The organism is Mycobacterium sp. B14F4 (assembly GCF_039871645.1).
GTDB lineage: Bacteria > Actinomycetota > Actinomycetes > Mycobacteriales > Mycobacteriaceae > Mycobacterium.
The window spans coordinates 80264-95973 of record NZ_JBDPMF010000002.1 but is presented as its reverse complement, the minus strand read 5'-3'; the positions used below and the strand labels follow the sequence as shown (position 1 = coordinate 95973).

General features: G+C 67.0%; 16 protein-coding genes. 14 read left to right on the top strand and 2 right to left on the bottom strand.

The genetic code is table 11. The features are described 5' to 3' along the window. Nucleotides 1–15: 15 nt before the first annotated feature. Complete coding sequence (locus tag ABGB19_RS05570; protein ID WP_347684899.1) at nt 16–879, bottom strand: alpha/beta hydrolase; 864 nt, start codon at nt 877–879, stop codon at nt 16–18. A gap of 100 nt (nt 880–979) precedes the next feature. Here ABGB19_RS05570 and ABGB19_RS05565 point away from each other — a divergent pair, with 100 nt between their 5' ends. The 14 genes from ABGB19_RS05565 (at nt 980) to ABGB19_RS05500 (ending at nt 15348) form a co-directional block, all read left to right on the top strand. Next, on the top strand, nt 980–1588 hold the full coding sequence (locus tag ABGB19_RS05565) for a TetR/AcrR family transcriptional regulator (protein ID WP_347684898.1): 609 nt from the start codon (nt 980–982) through the stop codon (nt 1586–1588). A 29-nt stretch (nt 1589–1617) separates the two neighbouring features. Further along, on the top strand, nt 1618–2091 hold the full coding sequence (locus ABGB19_RS05560) for a VOC family protein (protein ID WP_347684897.1): 474 nt from the start codon (nt 1618–1620) through the stop codon (nt 2089–2091). A 188-nt stretch (nt 2092–2279) separates the two neighbouring features. Beyond that, nucleotides 2280–3047, top strand: coding sequence for an ABC transporter permease (locus ABGB19_RS05555; protein ID WP_347684896.1), 768 nt, complete (start codon nt 2280–2282; stop codon nt 3045–3047). Further along, nucleotides 3044–3898 carry an ABC transporter permease gene (locus tag ABGB19_RS05550; protein ID WP_347684895.1) on the top strand — a complete coding sequence of 285 codons (855 nt, stop codon included), beginning with the start codon at nt 3044–3046 and terminating at the stop codon, nt 3896–3898. The genes ABGB19_RS05555 and ABGB19_RS05550 overlap by 4 nt, the downstream gene beginning before the upstream one ends. 2 nt (nt 3899–3900) lie before the next feature. Beyond that, complete coding sequence (locus tag ABGB19_RS05545) at nt 3901–5358, top strand: MCE family protein (RefSeq protein WP_347685632.1); 1458 nt, start codon at nt 3901–3903, stop codon at nt 5356–5358. 54 nt (nt 5359–5412) lie between these two features. Beyond that, a complete protein-coding gene (locus ABGB19_RS05540) occupies nt 5413–6444 on the top strand; it encodes a virulence factor Mce family protein (RefSeq protein WP_347685631.1) in 1032 nt (343 codons plus the stop codon). After that, the gene (locus ABGB19_RS05535; RefSeq protein WP_347684894.1) at nt 6441–7796 is read left to right on the top strand and encodes an MCE family protein; all 1356 of its coding nucleotides are present in this window, start codon (nt 6441–6443) and stop codon (nt 7794–7796) included. Before ABGB19_RS05540 ends, ABGB19_RS05535 begins: the two co-directional genes overlap by 4 nt. Then, nucleotides 7793–9118 carry a virulence factor Mce family protein gene (locus tag ABGB19_RS05530; protein WP_347684893.1) on the top strand — a complete coding sequence of 442 codons (1326 nt, stop codon included), beginning with the start codon at nt 7793–7795 and terminating at the stop codon, nt 9116–9118. Before ABGB19_RS05535 ends, ABGB19_RS05530 begins: the two co-directional genes overlap by 4 nt. Beyond that, nucleotides 9115–10269, top strand: coding sequence for an MCE family protein (locus ABGB19_RS05525; RefSeq protein WP_347684892.1), 1155 nt, complete (start codon nt 9115–9117; stop codon nt 10267–10269). Before ABGB19_RS05530 ends, ABGB19_RS05525 begins: the two co-directional genes overlap by 4 nt. A 1-nt stretch (nt 10270) precedes the next feature. Further along, nucleotides 10271–11773, top strand: a complete 1503-nt coding sequence (locus ABGB19_RS05520) for an MlaD family protein (protein WP_347684891.1) — start codon at nt 10271–10273, stop codon at nt 11771–11773. Further along, the gene (locus ABGB19_RS05515; protein WP_347684890.1) at nt 11737–12438 is read left to right on the top strand and encodes an Mce protein; all 702 of its coding nucleotides are present in this window, start codon (nt 11737–11739) and stop codon (nt 12436–12438) included. The genes ABGB19_RS05520 and ABGB19_RS05515 overlap by 37 nt, the downstream gene beginning before the upstream one ends. Next, nucleotides 12435–13157 carry a hypothetical protein gene (locus tag ABGB19_RS05510; protein ID WP_347684889.1) on the top strand — a complete coding sequence of 241 codons (723 nt, stop codon included), beginning with the start codon at nt 12435–12437 and terminating at the stop codon, nt 13155–13157. The genes ABGB19_RS05515 and ABGB19_RS05510 overlap by 4 nt, the downstream gene beginning before the upstream one ends. Next, a complete protein-coding gene (locus ABGB19_RS05505) occupies nt 13157–14059 on the top strand; it encodes an alpha/beta fold hydrolase (RefSeq protein ID WP_347684888.1) in 903 nt (300 codons plus the stop codon). Before ABGB19_RS05510 ends, ABGB19_RS05505 begins: the two co-directional genes overlap by 1 nt. 5 nt (nt 14060–14064) lie before the next feature. Further along, entirely contained in the window at nt 14065–15348 is a 1284-nt protein-coding gene (locus ABGB19_RS05500; RefSeq protein ID WP_347684887.1) for a WS/DGAT domain-containing protein, read from the top strand. Between the two features lie 11 nt (nt 15349–15359). Here the strand turns inward: ABGB19_RS05500 and ABGB19_RS05495 are convergent, their stop codons facing one another. Next, nucleotides 15360–15569 carry a dodecin family protein gene (locus ABGB19_RS05495; RefSeq protein ID WP_347684886.1) on the bottom strand — a complete coding sequence of 70 codons (210 nt, stop codon included), beginning with the start codon at nt 15567–15569 and terminating at the stop codon, nt 15360–15362. Nucleotides 15570–15710 lie beyond the last annotated feature (141 nt).

Here is a 15710-nt window from a genome sequence, read left to right as displayed (position 1 = left end):
TGCGGCGGTCGACGGTCACCGGCTGACGAACTGCACCACGACTTCGGAGAACGCGTCGTTGTCGTCGCCCGCGGCGGTATGGCCGGCCTGGGCGAGTTCGACGAACTCCGCACGCGGCACCTTGTGCAGGAAGTCCTTGACGCCGTCGGCGCTCACCACGTCGGAGAGCTTTCCACGGATGAGCAGGATGGGGATGGTCAAGTTCATCACCGCGTGCTCCAACTTCTCCACCCGCACGAACGGGTCGTCCATCGGAGCGGTCAGGAACGCCGGATCCCAGTGCCAGAACCACCGGCCGCCGCGGCGCCGCAGGTTCTTCTTGAGTCCCTCCGTGCTGCGCGGCCGCTCCCGGTGCGGCAGGTAGGCGGCGACCGCGTCGGCGGCGTCGTCCAGCGTTTCGAAACCGTCGATGCCACTGGCCATGAACTCGCGGATCCGGGCGCTGCCGTCCTTCTCGTAGCGGGGCACCACGTCGACGAGCACCAGCTTCGTCACCGTGTCCGGGCCGGCGGCGTCGGCGACCAGCATGCCCGTCATACCGCCCATGCTCGCGCCGATCAGCGCCACCGGGCGCCCGATCTGCTCGACCACCGCGAGTGTGTCCGCGCACAGTGCGTCGACGGTGTAGTCCGCCGTCGGCGCCCGATCGCTGTCGCCGTGCCCCCGGCTGTCCAGCGCCACCACGTGCAGGCCCTGCTCGGCGAGTATCTGGCCGGTCTTCTTCCAGGAGAAGCGGTTCTGTCCGCCGCCGTGCAGCATCAGCACGGTGGGCCGATCCGCTGCCGTGGCCGCGCCGCGGTTCCACTCGTCGGCCACCAGGGTGAGGTCCTCGGATCCGCGGAACGTGACGGTCTGCGGTTGGCTTCCGATAATGGTCACGGACGTCCTCTCGGCTTTCCCCGGCGCCTCACGTTACTCAGCAGGGGATTTTGCATCGATTCCGGGCTCATTGATGAGCGCGTCAATATACTTTGCTCTCGTGCACGCCGAATCCGCCGACGACGATCGCGGGTGCATCATCGACGCTGCCTACGACTGCCTGTCCGAGCCGCACAGTGGGGCTATCCCCGTCGCTGCCATTTTGCAGCGCGCCGGGGTGTCCACCCGAGCCTTCTACCGGCACTTCGAATCCAAGGACGAGCTGTTCCTTGCGATGCTGCGCAAGGAAACCGACGCGCTGGCCGAACGCCTGAACCGGGTGCTGGAGAGCCACCCCGGCGACGCCGTCCGCCAACTCGAAGCCTGGATCGAGGGCATGTTCGGGTTGATTCACGACGACCGGACGCGCCAGCACTTCACCGTGATCGACTCCGACGAGGTCCGCGCCGCCAGGGGGTATCGCGAGACCCGCGAGCAGGCCCACGCCGACCGGGAACGCTCGCTGGTGGAGATCCTGCGCCGCGGTCGCGACGACGGTTCGTTCCCGCTGGCCCGGCCCGAGATGGACGCCATGGCCATCAACGCGGTGATCAGCAGGGTCATGATCGCCCAGTCCTACGACGACCACGACGGCCTGACCAGGGCGAAACGCGACATCCTCGACTTCGCACTGCGGGCGCTGGGAGCGGACCCACCCACGCCTCGATGACTTTCGGCCGTCTCACAGGTCTACCCGGCATGCCTGCAATCACCCCCTCCCTCTGGTTCGACAACAACCTCGAAGAAGCCGCGCGGTTCTACACGGCGATCTTCCCGAACTCGTCGATCGAGAAGCTCAACCGCTACACCGACGCCGGACCCGGCACTCCCGGCGACGTCGTTTCGGGCACCTTCGTGCTCGACGGCAACCGCTTCATCGGCATCAACGGCGGCCCGGCGTTCGCCTTCACCGAAGCCGTGTCGTTCACGGTGCACTGCCGGGGCCAGCAGGAGGTCGACCACTACTGGGACCGCCTGGTCGACGGCGGCGAGGAATCGCAGTGCGGCTGGCTCAAGGACCGGTTCGGCCTTAGCTGGCAGATCGTGCCCGACCGCCTCTACGAGTTGCTCGACGATCCCGATCCCGCCCGTGCTGCGGCTGCGACCAAGGCGATGCTCGGAATGCGCAAGATCGTCATCGCGGAGCTGGAGGACGCGGTGGGCACCGCTTGACACCCGAATTGTGACAGAACCCCCCGGTTCCGGCTGTGCTGTTGCCCGGCCGCAAATTCTTGATATACGGTTCCCCGGCGTCCGCCCGTGTGTAACCTTGCGCCACAACCATCACGGGCGCGGGTTGTTGGTGTCAGGGAAGGTCGGCGGGCTATGGCAGTGCAGTGCACGCGGATGAGAGCCGACTGATGGTCGCTGTCAACGCAATTGCCACGCCGGTGCGCGCCTTCGGCGGCTTCTACTCGATGGCGCTCGACACGTTCGTGCAGATGTTCAAGCCGCCCTTCGCGTGGCGAGAGTTGATCGCTCAGGCTTGGTTTGTCGCGCGGGTGTCGATCGTGCCGACGCTTCTGTTGACCATTCCGTACACGGTGTTGCTGACCTTCATCGAAACCATCCTGCTGAGCGAGATCGGCGCCGCGGACTTTTCGGGTACGGGGGCCGCCCTCGGCACCGTGCGGCAGATCGGGCCCATCGTTACGGTTCTGGTGGTCGCCGGTGCCGGCGCCACAGCCATGTGCGCTGATCTGGGTGCGCGGACGATTCGAGAGGAGCTCGACGCGCTGCGGGTGATGGGCGTCAATCCCATTCAGGCGCTTGTGGTTCCCCGGGTGTTGGCCGCCACCGTCGTGTCGCTGGCGCTGTCCGCCACCGTGATCCTCGTCGGTCTCTCCGGTGCCTACTTCTTCGTCGTCTACATCCAGAACGTCTCGCCGGGCGCCTTCGCAGCCGGTCTGACGCTGATCATCGGGGCCACCGATGTGGTCATCGCGCTGGTGAAGGCGGCGTTGTTCGGGCTCTCGGCCGGCCTGATCGCCTGTTACAAAGGGATTTCCGTGCGGGGCGGCCCGGCCGGTGTCGGTAACGCGGTGAACGAAACCGTGGTGTTCACCTTCATGGCGCTGTTCGCGATCAACATCGTCGCAACCGCCGTAGCGATCAAGATCACGCTATGACGGTCTCGAGGCCCCACTCCCAGTTCCCCTGGCTGAAGAGCCGGTTCCGCAGTGTGGCCGACCCCTGGAACCGCATCGGGATGCAGACCAAGTTCTACGGCCGCACCATGCGTTCCATCCATTACGTCTTGATCCACTACCGGGTCGAGCTGATACGGATCATCGCTCAGATGGGCCTCGGGGCCGGGGCGCTCATCATCATCGGCGGCACGGTCGCGATCGTCGGCTTCCTGACCGTCACCACGGGCGCACTGGTGGCGGTGCAGGGCTACAGCGACTTCTCCGAACTCGGCGTGGAGGCCCTGACGGGATTCGTGTCGGCCTACTTCAACGTGCGCCTGATCGCACCGGCCACCACCGCGATCGCGCTGTCCGCCACCATCGGCGCCGGAGCGACCGCTCAACTCGGCGCGATGCGAATCAACGAGGAGATCGACGCCCTCGAGGTGATGGGCATCCGCAGCATCGCGTTCCTCGCCTCGACGCGGGTCATCGCGGGCTTCCTCGTGGTGATCCCGCTGTACTGCGTCGGCGTGCTGATGGCGTTCTGGGCGGCGCGGTTCGGCACCACCGTCATCTACGGGCAATCGACGGGTGTCTACGACCATTACTTCAAGACGTTCCTGAACCCGACCGACCTGATGTGGTCCTTCGGCCAATGCATCGCTCTGTCCGTCGTCATCATGCTCGTGCACACCTATTACGGCTTCACCGCACGAGGTGGGCCGGCTGGGGTGGGGGAGGCCGTCGGGCGGGCGGTGCGCTCCTCGCTGATCGTCTCGGCCTTCGTCCTGGTCATGCTCTCGCTCGCGGTCTATGGCCAATCCGGCAACTTCAACCTGGCCGGGTGACGATGGAAGGAAAAGACGAAGGCCTGCACCCCGCCTGGTGGACGTTGATCCTCGTGATCCTGATCGTCGTCGCGCTCTGGCTGACCTATTCGCTGTTCCTCGGCACCTTCAAGCGGACCGAGACCGTCACGCTGACCTCCGACCGGTCGGGCCTGGTGATGGAACAGAACGCCAAGGTCAAGTTGCGCGGCGTCCAGGTGGGTCGGGTTTCTGCCATCCAGGGCGGCTCCGAGCCGGTGGCGTTGAAGCTCGAGATCGACAAGGACAAGATCGAGTTCATCCCGGCGAACGTCGAGGCGCAGATCCGGGCCACCACGGTGTTCGGCGCCAAATTCGTCGATCTGGTCTACCCCAGCGATCCCAGAGGTCAGCTGAAGGCCGGTCAGGTGATCAGGTCGCGCAACGTCACCGTCGAAGCCAACACGGTTTTCCAGAACGTGGTCGACGTGCTCGAGCAGATCGACCCGGCCAAGCTCAACAGCACCCTGTTCGCGCTCGCCGAGGGTGTCCGCGGTCAGGGCGAGCAGATCGGCCAGGCCACCACCGACGCGAATCAGGTTCTGCTGGAACTCAATCCGCGGAATGAGACGATCACCGCCGACCTGCGCGCGCTCAGGGATTTCAACGACACGTACAGCGTTGCGGCGCCGGCCATCCTGACCACGTTGGACGCGCTCAGCACAACGAGCACCACGATCGCCGGCCGCGCCAGCCAACTGGACGCGTTGCTGCTGGCCACCATTGGTCTTTCCAACAGCGGCATCAGTCTGCTCGCGCCGAATCAGGCCAACCTCATCAAGGCGATCAACGTGCTCGAGCCGACGACGAACCTGCTCTACAAGTACAGCCCGGAATACACCTGCCTGCTGACCGGCGCGAAGACCCTGCTCGACACCGGCGGGTACGACGCGCCGGGAGGCAACGGCCGGACGCTGGTGCTGGACGTGGCCCTGACGCTGGGCGACGACCCGTACAAGTACCCCAACCACCTGCCGATCGTCGGCGCCAAGGGCGGCCCGGGCGGCAAACCGAGTTGCGGCTCGCTGCCCGATGTCGCACAGAACTGGCCCGTGCGCAACCTCGTCACGAACACCGGGTTCGGCACCGGGCTCGACTGGCGCCCCAACCCCGGCATCGGGTTCCCCGGTTATGCCAACTACCTTCCGGTCACCCGCGCCGTGCCCGAACCGCCGAGCATCCGCAACCTGTTCGGTGGGCCCGCGATCGGACCGATCCCGTATCCGGGGGCCCCGGCCTACGGTGCGGACCTGTACGCAGACGACGGCACCCCGCTGTGGCCGGGCCTGCCTGCCGCACCGCCGCCGATGGCGCCGCGGGAACCCGGGCCGACGCCGGGTTCGGAGCCGTTCATCGTGCACTCGCCCGCGCAGATGCAGCCCACACCCCTACCGCCGACACCCCTGCCCACCCCGGCACGGCCGGGCCCGCCGTTCCCATGATCGCCAGCGACCCCCAACAGACGACGCCATGAGAGGAGACCAGCCGTGGCAGGCATGAAAGCCAAGATCCGGCACGACGCCGTGCGTCTTGCCGTGTTCTTGTCTGTGTGCGTGCTCGGCGTGTTCGGGTTGTTCGCGGTGTTCGGGGAGATGCGCTTCGGGGAGGTCAGCAAGAGCTACAACGCCTTGTTCACCAATGTCACCGGGCTGGAGAACGGCGACTTCGTCCGCATCGCCGGCGTCGAGGTCGGCAAGGTCGAAAAGGTTGCCATTCAACCGGATACCACGGCGCGGGTGGAGTTCACCGCAGACGAGTCGGTGGTGCTGACCGAGGGCAGCAGGGTCGTCATCCGCTACGACGATCTCATCGGCGGCAGGTACCTGGCGCTCGAGGAGGGCGCCGGGGAGACCAAGAGACTCGCGCCCGGTGCGACGATCCCCCTGGCCCGCACCTCGCCCGCGCTCGACCTCGACGCGTTGATCGGCGGCTTCCGGCCACTGTTCCGGGCGCTGGATCCGGATCAGGTGAATGCGTTGTCGAGCCAGCTGATTGCGGCCCTGCAGGGTCAGGGCGCGACGATCAACTCGTTCCTTGCCCAGACCGCCGCGCTGACGAGCACGCTGGCCGACCGGGACCGGCTGATCGGGGAGGTCCTCATCAACCTCAACGTCGTGCTGGGATCGCTCGGGGACCAGAGCGACCAGTTCGCAAAGGCCGTCGACGCGCTCTCCGAACTGGTGGGGACACTGCAGGAGCGCAAGGAGGACGTCAGCAACGGGCTGGCCTACACCAACGCCGCGGCGGCAACCATCACCGACCTCCTGGCCGAGGCCCGGCCGCCGTTCGCCAAGACGATTCGGGAGACGGACCGCGCGGCGGGGATCGTGGTGGCCGACCATGAGTACTTCGACAACCTGCTGAACACCTTGCCCGATGCCTATCAAGCGCTTGCGCGGCAAGGTATCTACGGCGACTTCTTCACCTTCTACCTGTGTGACATCGTGCTCAAGCTCAACGGCAAGGGCGGCCAGCCGGTGTTCGTGAAGGTCGCTGGGCAGTCCAGCGGGAGGTGTGCGCCGAGGTGAAGTCCTTCTCCGAACGCAATCAGTTCGTCATCGGCCTGGTCGGGCTGGCGCTGACGATCGCCATCGTGCTGGGGTCGCTGAACTACGAGCGGCTGCCGTTCCTCCAGGGCGCCGAGTACTCGGCCTACTTCGCCGACGCAGGCGGGCTGACGACCGGCGAGGGCGTGCAGGTGTCGGGATTCGAGGTGGGCCAGGTCAAGTCCATCGAGTTGGACGGGCCGCACGCACTGGTGACGTTCACCGTCGCCAAAGACATCCGGCTGGGCGATCGCACCGAGGCGGCGATCAAGACCAGGGGTCTGCTGGGCACGAAGGTCCTCGAGGTCGCCTCCCGCGGCGACGGCGAACTGGAGGGCACGATTCCCCTTGAACGCACGACGTCGCCCTATGAACTGCCGGATGCGTTGGGCGAGTTGGCGACGACGATCAGCGGCCTGAACACCAATCAGTTGTCGGACTCACTCCGGGTGTTGGCCGAGACGTTCTCCGACACCCCGCCGGAGTTGCGGATCGCGGTCGAAGGCGTGGCGCGGTTCTCCGAGACGCTGAACGAACGTGACGCGCAGCTGCGAGGTCTGCTGGTCAACGCCGACAAGGCCACCACGGTGCTCGCCGAGCGCAGCGGCCAGGTGGTCAGCCTGATCACCAACACCAACGCGCTGCTGGCCGAGTTGGAGACCCAGAGCGCCGCACTGGATCAGGTCTCCGGCAACATCTCGGCGCTCAGCGAGCAGTTACAGGGCTTCATCGCGGAGAACCGCGAGACCATGAGACCTGCTCTGGACAAGCTCAACGGCGTGCTGACGATCGTCGACAACCGCAAGGAACGACTGCAGAAGTCGCTCGAGTTGCTCACCGACTACTCGATGTCGCTGGGCGAATCGGTGTCCGGTGGTCCGTTCTTCAAGACCTACGTCGCCAACCTGCTGCCGGGCCAGTTCCTGCAGCCGTTCATCGACGCCGCCTTCTCCGACCTGGGGCTGGATCCCAACGTGCTGCTGCCGTCCGAACTCAACGATCCACAGGTCGGTCAACCGGGGACACCCGCGCTTCCGGTGCCCTTCCCGCGGACCGGCCAGGGCGGCGATCCGCGGCTGACCATTCCCGACGCCATCACCGGCAATCCCGGTGAGCAGGGTTGCGGTCCGCCCGGACTGCCGTTACCCGGCCCCACTGGGTGCTATCCCTACCGCGAGCCGCCGCCGGCGCCGCCGCCCGGTGGCCCGCCGCCGGGACCGCCCGCCGAGGCGCCGCCGGGTCTGCAGTCGACCCCGGGCCCCACGCCGGTACCGGCCTTCATGCCCGCTCCCGGTGGGGTGCCCCACCTTTCGACCGCGGAGGCCGGACAATGACGCGCACCGCCCGCATCTTTCTGGCCATTGCTCTGGTCGTGATCCTGGCGGGCGGCGCGATCGTGTTGTTGCGCTCCATCGACCGGACCGACCGCACGCACGTCGTCGCGTACTTCGAGAATGCCAACGGCATCTACCCCGGCGATGATGTCCGGATCGTCGGTGTGCCCGTGGGCAGGATCGAGTCCATCGAACCGCAGCCCGAGCGGGTGAAGATCTCGTTCTGGTACGACAGCAAGTACGAGGTGCCCGCCGACGTGAAGGCCGCGATCCTGTCGCCGACGCTGGTGACCGCACGCAGCATCCAGCTCACCCCGGTCTACACCGGCGGCCCCGTGATGAAGGACGACGCCGTCATTCCGCGGGACCGCACCGCCGTTCCGGTGGAGTGGGACGAGGTCCGCCAGCAGTTGGAGAAGCTGGCAGAGACGCTGCAGCCGACCGAGCCGGGCGGGGTGAGCCCGCTGGGTTCGGTCATCAACACCGCCGCCGACAACCTGCGTGGCGAAGGTGCCAACATTCGTGACACCGTCATCAAGCTGTCGCAGGCCGTGACCGCGCTGAGCGATCACAGCACCGACATCTTCTCCACCGTCAAGAATCTCGCGATCCTGGTGTCGGCGCTGCAGGACAGCACCGACGTGATGCGCCAGCTCAACCAGAATCTCGCGAGCGTGACCGGGCTGCTGGCCAACGATCCCGACGAGGTCGCCAACGCGGTCCGCGACCTCAACGACGTCGTCGGCGAGGTCCAGACATTCGTGGCCGACAATCGCGAAGCGCTGGGCACCACATCGGACAAACTGGCCGGGGTGACACAAGCGCTGACCGACAGCCTCGCCGACGTCAAGCAGTTCCTGCATGTGGCGCCCAACACGTTGCAGAACTACGTGAACATCTGGCAACCCGCCCAGGGCGCGGTGAGCAGCGTGCCGATGCTCAACAACTTCGCCAATCCGCTTTCGTTCCTGTGCGGCGCAGTACAGGCGGCGTCACGGCTGGGCGCTGAGCAGTCGGCGAAGCTGTGCGTGCAATACATGGCGCCGATCCTCAAGAACCGCCAGTACAACTTCCTGCCCATCATGCAGAACGTCTTCGTCGGCGCCTCGACCCGGCCAAACGAGTTGACCTACAGTGAGGACTGGCTTCGGCCGAATTACATTCCGCCGCAACCCGTTCCGCCAGCCGCTCCACCGCAGGCGGCTCAGGCGCAGCCACCGGCGCCGCCGCCGGGTCCGCCGTTGCCTGCAGAGGCGCCGATGACGCCGAATCCCGCCGACGGTCTACAGGGCCTGATGGTGCCGCAGGGAGTGGGACCATGATGCGGGGCAAGGTGTTTCGCACAGTGGCCGTCATCGTCATGTCGGCTGCGGTGCTGTCCGGCTGTGCCGGCTGGCGAGGGCTGAACTCCATCCCGCTTCCGGGAGTCGAGGGCACGGGGCCGGGCGCGTTCACCATCCAGGCGCAGATGCCCGACGTGGACAACATCGAGCCGAATTCCCGCGTCCGGGTGGCCGATGTGAATGTCGGCCACGTCAAGAGGATCGAGCGTCAGGGCTGGCACGCACTGGTGACGATGGAGCTCAACGGCGACGTCGAGCTGCCCGCGAATGCGACGGCCAAGCTCGGCCTGACCAGTCTGTTGGGGTCTCTGCACATCGAGCTGGCGCCGCCGACCGACGCTGCGCCGCAAGGCAAGCTGCGCGATGGCTCGCTGATTCCACTGTCGTCGTCGAGTTCCTACCCGAGCACCGAGCAGGCGCTGGCCGCTGTTGCACTGCTTCTCAACGGCGGCGGCATCAGCAACATCAGCGACATCACCGAGGCACTCAGCGTCGCGTTCACCGGTCGCGAGAACGACTTGCGCAGCCTGATCGAGCAGCTCGACATCGCGATCGGGCACCTCGACGACCAGAAGCAGGACATCATCGCCGCCACTGAGAGCCTGAACAATTTGATCGGTCAGTTCGCGGCGCAAAAGCCGGTGGTGGACCGGGCATTACGGACAATCCCCGATGCCGTGGCGGTGCTGCGGGACCAGCGGACCAACCTGGCCGACGCGCTGACCCAGCTGGGCAGGTTCAGCGCGCTCGCTGCCGACTCGGTCGACCAGACCAAGGATGCGCTGGTGCAGGAGCTCAAGGACCTCGGCGTGGTGCTCGAGGAGCTGGCCGACGCCGGTCCCGCCCTGACCCGCGCGCTGAGCTTCCTGCCCACCTTCCCGTTCCCCAAGGAGACGCTCACCAATTGGATGCGCGGCGACTATGCGAACCTCACGTTGGTCGTCGACCTGACGTTGAGCCGGATCGATTCGGGGTTCTTCACCGGCACGCGGTGGGAGTGCCACCTGACCTGGTTGGAGTTGCAGTGGGGCCGCACCATCGGCCAGTTCCCCAACCCGTGCATCGCAGGCGGGCCGGGGACCGCGGGCAACCCGCTGGTCGCGCCGTACCGCTGGGACCAGGGGCCGTAGCATGCGAATGACCCGGCAAATCCTCATTCAGATGGCGATCTTCTCCGTCATCGCGGCCACCGCGCTCACCATCATGGTGCTGGGGTACATGCGGTTGCCCGACCTTCTCGGCATCGGGCAGTACCGCGTGACCCTCGAGTTGCCCGAGACGGGTGGGCTGTATCCGAGGAGCAACGTCACCTACCGCGGTGTGACGGTCGGCGAGGTGAAAAGCGTCGATCTCACCGACACCGGCGTCGAGGCGGTGCTGACGCTGGACTCCGGCGTCACGATCCCCGCCGACCTCGAAGCCGAGGTGCACAGCGTGTCCTCCGTCGGCGAGCAGTTCGTCCAGTTGCTCCCGCGCGGCGGCGAAGGTCCGGAGTTGAAGGACGGGGACGTGATCCCGCTGGATCGCGCGACGGTGCCCACGGACATCAACGCGGTCTTGAACGCCACGAACCGCGGCCTGGAGGCGATCCCGCAAGAGAACCTCAAGACCGTCATCGACGAGGCCTACGTCGCGGTCGGCGGGCTCGGGCCCGAACTGCGCCGGCTGGTCACCGGAAGCACCACGCTGGCCATCGACGCCCGCAAGAACCTCGACTCGCTGACGACCCTGATCGACCAGTCCAAGCCGGTGCTGGACACCCAGACCGACACCGCAGGCTCGATCCAGGCCTGGGCGGCGAACCTGGCGAGCATCAGCGGTCAGCTGCAGAGCCAGGATCCGGCCGTCGCGGGCATTCTCGCCAAGGGCCCGGGTGCCGCCGACGAGGTGCGCGCGCTGTTCGAGCGGCTGCAGCCCACCCTGCCGATCGTGCTGGCCAACCTGGTCAGCATCGGCGAGGTGGCTGTGACCTACCAGCCGAGCCTCGAGCAGCTGCTGGTGCTGCTGCCCCAGGGCACCGCGGTCACGCAGGCCGTCGGCGTGCACAAGCGGAACACGAAGCAGGACTACGAGGGTGATTCCCTGGTCTTCAACCTCAACGCGATCCTGCCCGCGTTTCCTGCGCCGCTGCCGCTGCCGCCGCAGAATCTGCCTCCGCCGTGCACGACCGGGTTCCTGCCCGCCCAGCAGCGACGGGTGCCGACTTTCGAGGACTACCCCGAGCGTCCGCCGGGCGATCTCTATTGCCGAACGCCACAGGACGCGCCGTTCAACGTGCGCGGCGCGCGCAACCTGCCCTGTATCACCGTCCCGGGCAAACGCGCCCCGACCTGGCAGCAGTGCGAGAGCGGCGAGAACTACGTGCCGCTCAACGACGGATACAACTGGAAGGGCGACCCGAACGCCACGCTGTCGGGGCAGGACATTCCGCATGTGCCGCCGGATGTGCCCGTCGCGGTGACGCCTCCTCCGCCGGGTACGCCGCCGCTACCCGTCGCGGCCGCCGAATATGATCCGACGACTGGCACGTACGTTGGACCGGACGGGCGCGTCTACACGCAGTCCAACCTGGCCCACAGCGCCGCAGAGGAGCAAACATGGCAGACGATGCTGATACCCCCGAAGGGGAACTGACCGAATCGTCGTCGGAACCGTCGGGAGACACCGTCGCCACGGATGTGACGGCGGATGACTCCGTCGAGCAGTCCAGCACCGAGGCTGAGGCGATCGACGAGGCATCTGACGAGGCCGATGACGACCAGGGGGATGACGACGACTCCGAGGCCGAAGCGGTTGCGCCGGCGAAGCCGCCGATGTCGCACGTCCGTCTGGCGACGATCGTCGGTCTGGTGCTGGTGGTCGCGCTCGCCGGGCTGACCGGCTGGCTCGGGTTCCGCGCCTATCAGTCGAACCAGACCGAAGAACTGCACAAATTGCTTCTTCAGGTCGGTCGCCAGGGGGCGTTGAACCTGACCACGATCGACTGGCAGCAGGCCGACGGCGACGTGCAGCGGGTCCTCGACTCGGCGACGGGCACGTTCTACGACGACTTCCAGCAGCGGTCGGCGCCGTTCGTCGAGGTCGTCAAGCAGGCGCAGTCGAAGTCGGTGGGCACCATCGCCGAGGCGGGGCTGGAGTCCGTGTCGGGGGAGGAGGCCAGGGTGCTGGTCGCGGTCACCGTGCAGACGTCGAATGCCGGTGCGCCCGAACAACAGCCGCGATCCTGGCGGATGCGGCTGACGGTGCAGAAGACGGGTGAGGACGAGGCGAAGGTGTCAAACGTGGAGTTCGTACCGTGAGCAACAGGCACAGGCTGCCGAATCGCAGCAAGAAGGTCGAGGGCGATGCCGAGAGCGCCGAGGAGACGACCGAAGCCTCCTCGGAAGCCGTCGAGGTGACCGACTCGCCGGTGGAGCCGTCGGAGCCCGACGTCGCCACCGAAGCTGCCGAGCCGGTGGACGCTGCCGAGCCGGTGAACGCTGCCGAGCCCGTGACCGACGATTCGGACCCCGAACCGGCCGCGCCCAAGCGGCGGATCGACTGGGCGCGGGTGTTCGCGTTCGGTGTCATCCCTGCGGTCGCGCTGCTGCTGGCCGCTGGTGCGGGATACCTGAAGTGGATGGACAACTCGGTGCGCAACGCCGACACCGCCGCCATCGAATCCGTGCAGGCCGCCAAGGACAGCACCGTCGCGATGCTGTCCTACAAGCCGGACACCGTCGAGCAGCAACTCAACGACGCGCGCGGCCTGCTGACCGGTGAATTCCAGGAGTCCTACACCGGACTGATCAACGACGTGGTGATCCCCGGCGCCAAGGAGAAGCAGATCTCCGCCGTCGCCTCGGTTCCGGCTGCGGCATCGGTGTCGGCAGAAGCGAACAAGGCCGTCGTACTGGTGTTCGTCAATCAGACCGTGGTGGTCGGGCAGGACACACCGACGGACACCGCCTCGAGCGTGCGGGTGACTCTGGAGAAGATCGACGGCCGCTGGCTGATCTCCCAATTCGACCCGGTCTGATGGCCGAGCCCGAACTGATCGACGTCGAGGCGCCGAGCGTTCGGTTGCGCGCGCTGTCCTGGGGCCCTCCCGGTGCGCCAGTGGCGTTGTGCCTGCACGGCTTTCCGGACACCGCCCACGGCTGGCGTAAGGTGGCGCCGCTGCTGGTCGAGGCGGGATACCGGGTGGTCGCGCCGTTCATGCGCGGATACGCGCCGTCGTCGCGGGCGTCCGACGGGAGCTATCACGTCGGGGCCCTGATGGACGACGCGTTGCGGACACTCGACGCGGCCGGGCCGACCGGACGCGACGTTGTCATCGGGCACGACTGGGGCGCGATCGCCGGCGCGGGTCTCGCTGCGATGCCCGACAGCCCGTTCGACAAGGCCGTGATCATGTCGGTGCCCCTGGCCGCGGCGTTCCGGCCGTTGGGCCGGGTGCCCGATGGTCTCGCGCTGGCCGCGCAATTGCCTCGCCAGCTGCTGCGCAGCTGGTACATCATGTTCTTCCAATTGCCCGCGCTGCCAGAACGTTCCGAGGCGTGGGTGGTGCCGCGGCTGTGGCGGCAGTGGTCGCCGGGATACGACGCCACCGAGGACGTCGCCCACGTCGACGCCGCCATCGGCGCTCCCGAGCACTGGCGCGCCGCACTCGGCTACTACCGGGCGACCATTCGCAACACCAAGCCGCCGGCGCAGTACTCCGAGTTGCACAAGCACTGGCTGTCCGCACCCGTGCTGCCGACGCTGTATCTGCACGGCACCGACGACGGCTGTGCCTCACCGGAATACGCGCGGTGGGTGCAGCGGGTGTTACCGGAGGGCAGCAGAGTCGCCGAGGTCGAGAGGGCCGGGCATTTCCTGCAACTCGAGCAGCCCGAGGCGGTGGCCGGACACATCGTCGACTTCGTCGGACCGGCCTAGGGGGCATGTTGGTCCGCCGGCTGTCTGCGGTGGACGCGCAGACGTACTGGACTTCGGCGAAGATCCCGAACGACCAGTTCCTGCTCTACGGCTTCGGCGGTATCGCGTCAGATCTGGAGGACGCGCTGCGGCGCGTTGGCGATCGCGCGCGCCGTTGCCCGGAATTCGGGCTCCGGATCCGCGACCACGGCCCCTTGGCATACCCCTCGTGGGTGGGCGGTGAGGTGGCGGCCGACCAGTTCATCGTGCACCCAGCCGATGACTGGTCGAGCTGTCTGGCGGCGGTCGTTCGACTGAACGACGACCAGCTCGACCCGCGAGTGATGGCCTGGCGGCTGCACGTTTTCCCGTCGGTCGGGGGGATGCCGGGCGCTGGACGAGGCACGGTGGCGGTGTTGCAGATGGCGCACGCGCTCGCAGACGGGATCCGGTCGTCGGCCTTGGCGGCGTGGCTGTTCGGGCGCGATGAATGGGTACCAGCGGTTGCGGGCCCGCGGCCGTTGCTGGGCGCGGCGCTACCGTGGCGCGGGTATCGAGCCGCCCGCGCACATCGGCAGCTGGTGCGGGATACCGAGGCTGGACTGGTTGCCCCACAGGCGGATCCGGGTCCGGCGCTGCGTAGCAATGCCCGTCCCGAAGGTGCCTGCGGCGTCCGCACTCTGGTCAGGAAGCGGTCGCAGCTTTCTGGGCCGACGGTGACAGTGGGGGTGCTGGCCGCGGTGTCGACGGCGCTGTCTGCGCATCTGCGCCAACTAGGGGACGACCCGTCGCGGTTGCGCGCAGAGGTGCCCATGGCGAAGGCCGGTGAACGGACCTCGCACAATCACTTCGGCAATGTCGGCGTAGGCCTGTACCCGGATCTGCCGTTCGAAGAGCGAATGGATCGGATCGCCGAGGACCTCGAGCAGCGCCGCCGGAGGGCATCGCATCCGGCCATGGCGGCGGCCGATCGGGCGGCTGCGTCCGTGCCTGCGCCCTTGTTACGTTGGGGGATCGCGCAATTCGATCCGACGGTGCGCTCGCCGACGGCCATCGGCAACACCGTGGTGTCGAGCGTCAACCGCGGCGCGGCGGATCTGGTGTTCGGTGACGCCACCGTCGTGCTGACAGCCGGCCTCCCCAGTCTGTCCCCGATGATGGGCCTCACGCACGGTGTGCACGGTATCGGCGACACCATCGCGGTCAGCGTGCATGCGGCAGAGTCGGCGATCGGCGACATCGACGCCTATGTCGAGAGATTGGATGCGGCGTTGGCCGTTGGAACCAGCCCTCCTTCCCCCACGAGCTAGGGATGACTGCGCTACTCGAGGACAAATGTGACCAGCATGTTGACGCGGTAGGCAACAATCCCGCCGTTCTCCACGTCCACGGACTGTTCCTTGATCCAGGCCGACTTGACGCCACGTAGCGTCTGCTCGGCCCGGGCAAGGCCAATCTTCACGGCGTCTTCGAAACTGGTGTCGGACCTCGCGCTGATCTCGGTGACGCGAGCGACGGTGCCTCCTGACATGACGACCTCCCGGAGTCGATGTTGGTTCGGATGTGGTCATTCAACTGCGCGCGTGACAGAGGCAAATAGGGACGATGTACCCGAAGCCGGAGGGCTATCCGCCACTTGTTTCAACACCGCCAGGGGCCTTATCGCGCGGAG

Coding starts and splice junctions, on each gene's coding strand:
- ABGB19_RS05540 (WP_347685631.1), top strand. CDS start 5,413: ATGAAAGCCAAGATCCGGCACGACGCCGTGCGTCTTGCCGTGTTCTTG.
- ABGB19_RS05500 (WP_347684887.1), top strand. CDS start 14,065: ATGTTGGTCCGCCGGCTGTCTGCGGTGGACGCGCAGACGTACTGGACT.
- ABGB19_RS05515 (WP_347684890.1), top strand. CDS start 11,737: ATGGCAGACGATGCTGATACCCCCGAAGGGGAACTGACCGAATCGTCG.
- ABGB19_RS05530 (WP_347684893.1), top strand. CDS start 7,793: ATGACGCGCACCGCCCGCATCTTTCTGGCCATTGCTCTGGTCGTGATC.
- ABGB19_RS05505 (WP_347684888.1), top strand. CDS start 13,157: ATGGCCGAGCCCGAACTGATCGACGTCGAGGCGCCGAGCGTTCGGTTG.
- ABGB19_RS05520 (WP_347684891.1), top strand. CDS start 10,271: ATGCGAATGACCCGGCAAATCCTCATTCAGATGGCGATCTTCTCCGTC.
- ABGB19_RS05525 (WP_347684892.1), top strand. CDS start 9,115: ATGATGCGGGGCAAGGTGTTTCGCACAGTGGCCGTCATCGTCATGTCG.
- ABGB19_RS05555 (WP_347684896.1), top strand. CDS start 2,280: ATGGTCGCTGTCAACGCAATTGCCACGCCGGTGCGCGCCTTCGGCGGC.
- ABGB19_RS05495 (WP_347684886.1), bottom strand. CDS start 15,569: ATGTCAGGAGGCACCGTCGCTCGCGTCACCGAGATCAGCGCGAGGTCC.
- ABGB19_RS05560 (WP_347684897.1), top strand. CDS start 1,618: ATGCCTGCAATCACCCCCTCCCTCTGGTTCGACAACAACCTCGAAGAA.
- ABGB19_RS05545 (WP_347685632.1), top strand. CDS start 3,901: ATGGAAGGAAAAGACGAAGGCCTGCACCCCGCCTGGTGGACGTTGATC.
- ABGB19_RS05550 (WP_347684895.1), top strand. CDS start 3,044: ATGACGGTCTCGAGGCCCCACTCCCAGTTCCCCTGGCTGAAGAGCCGG.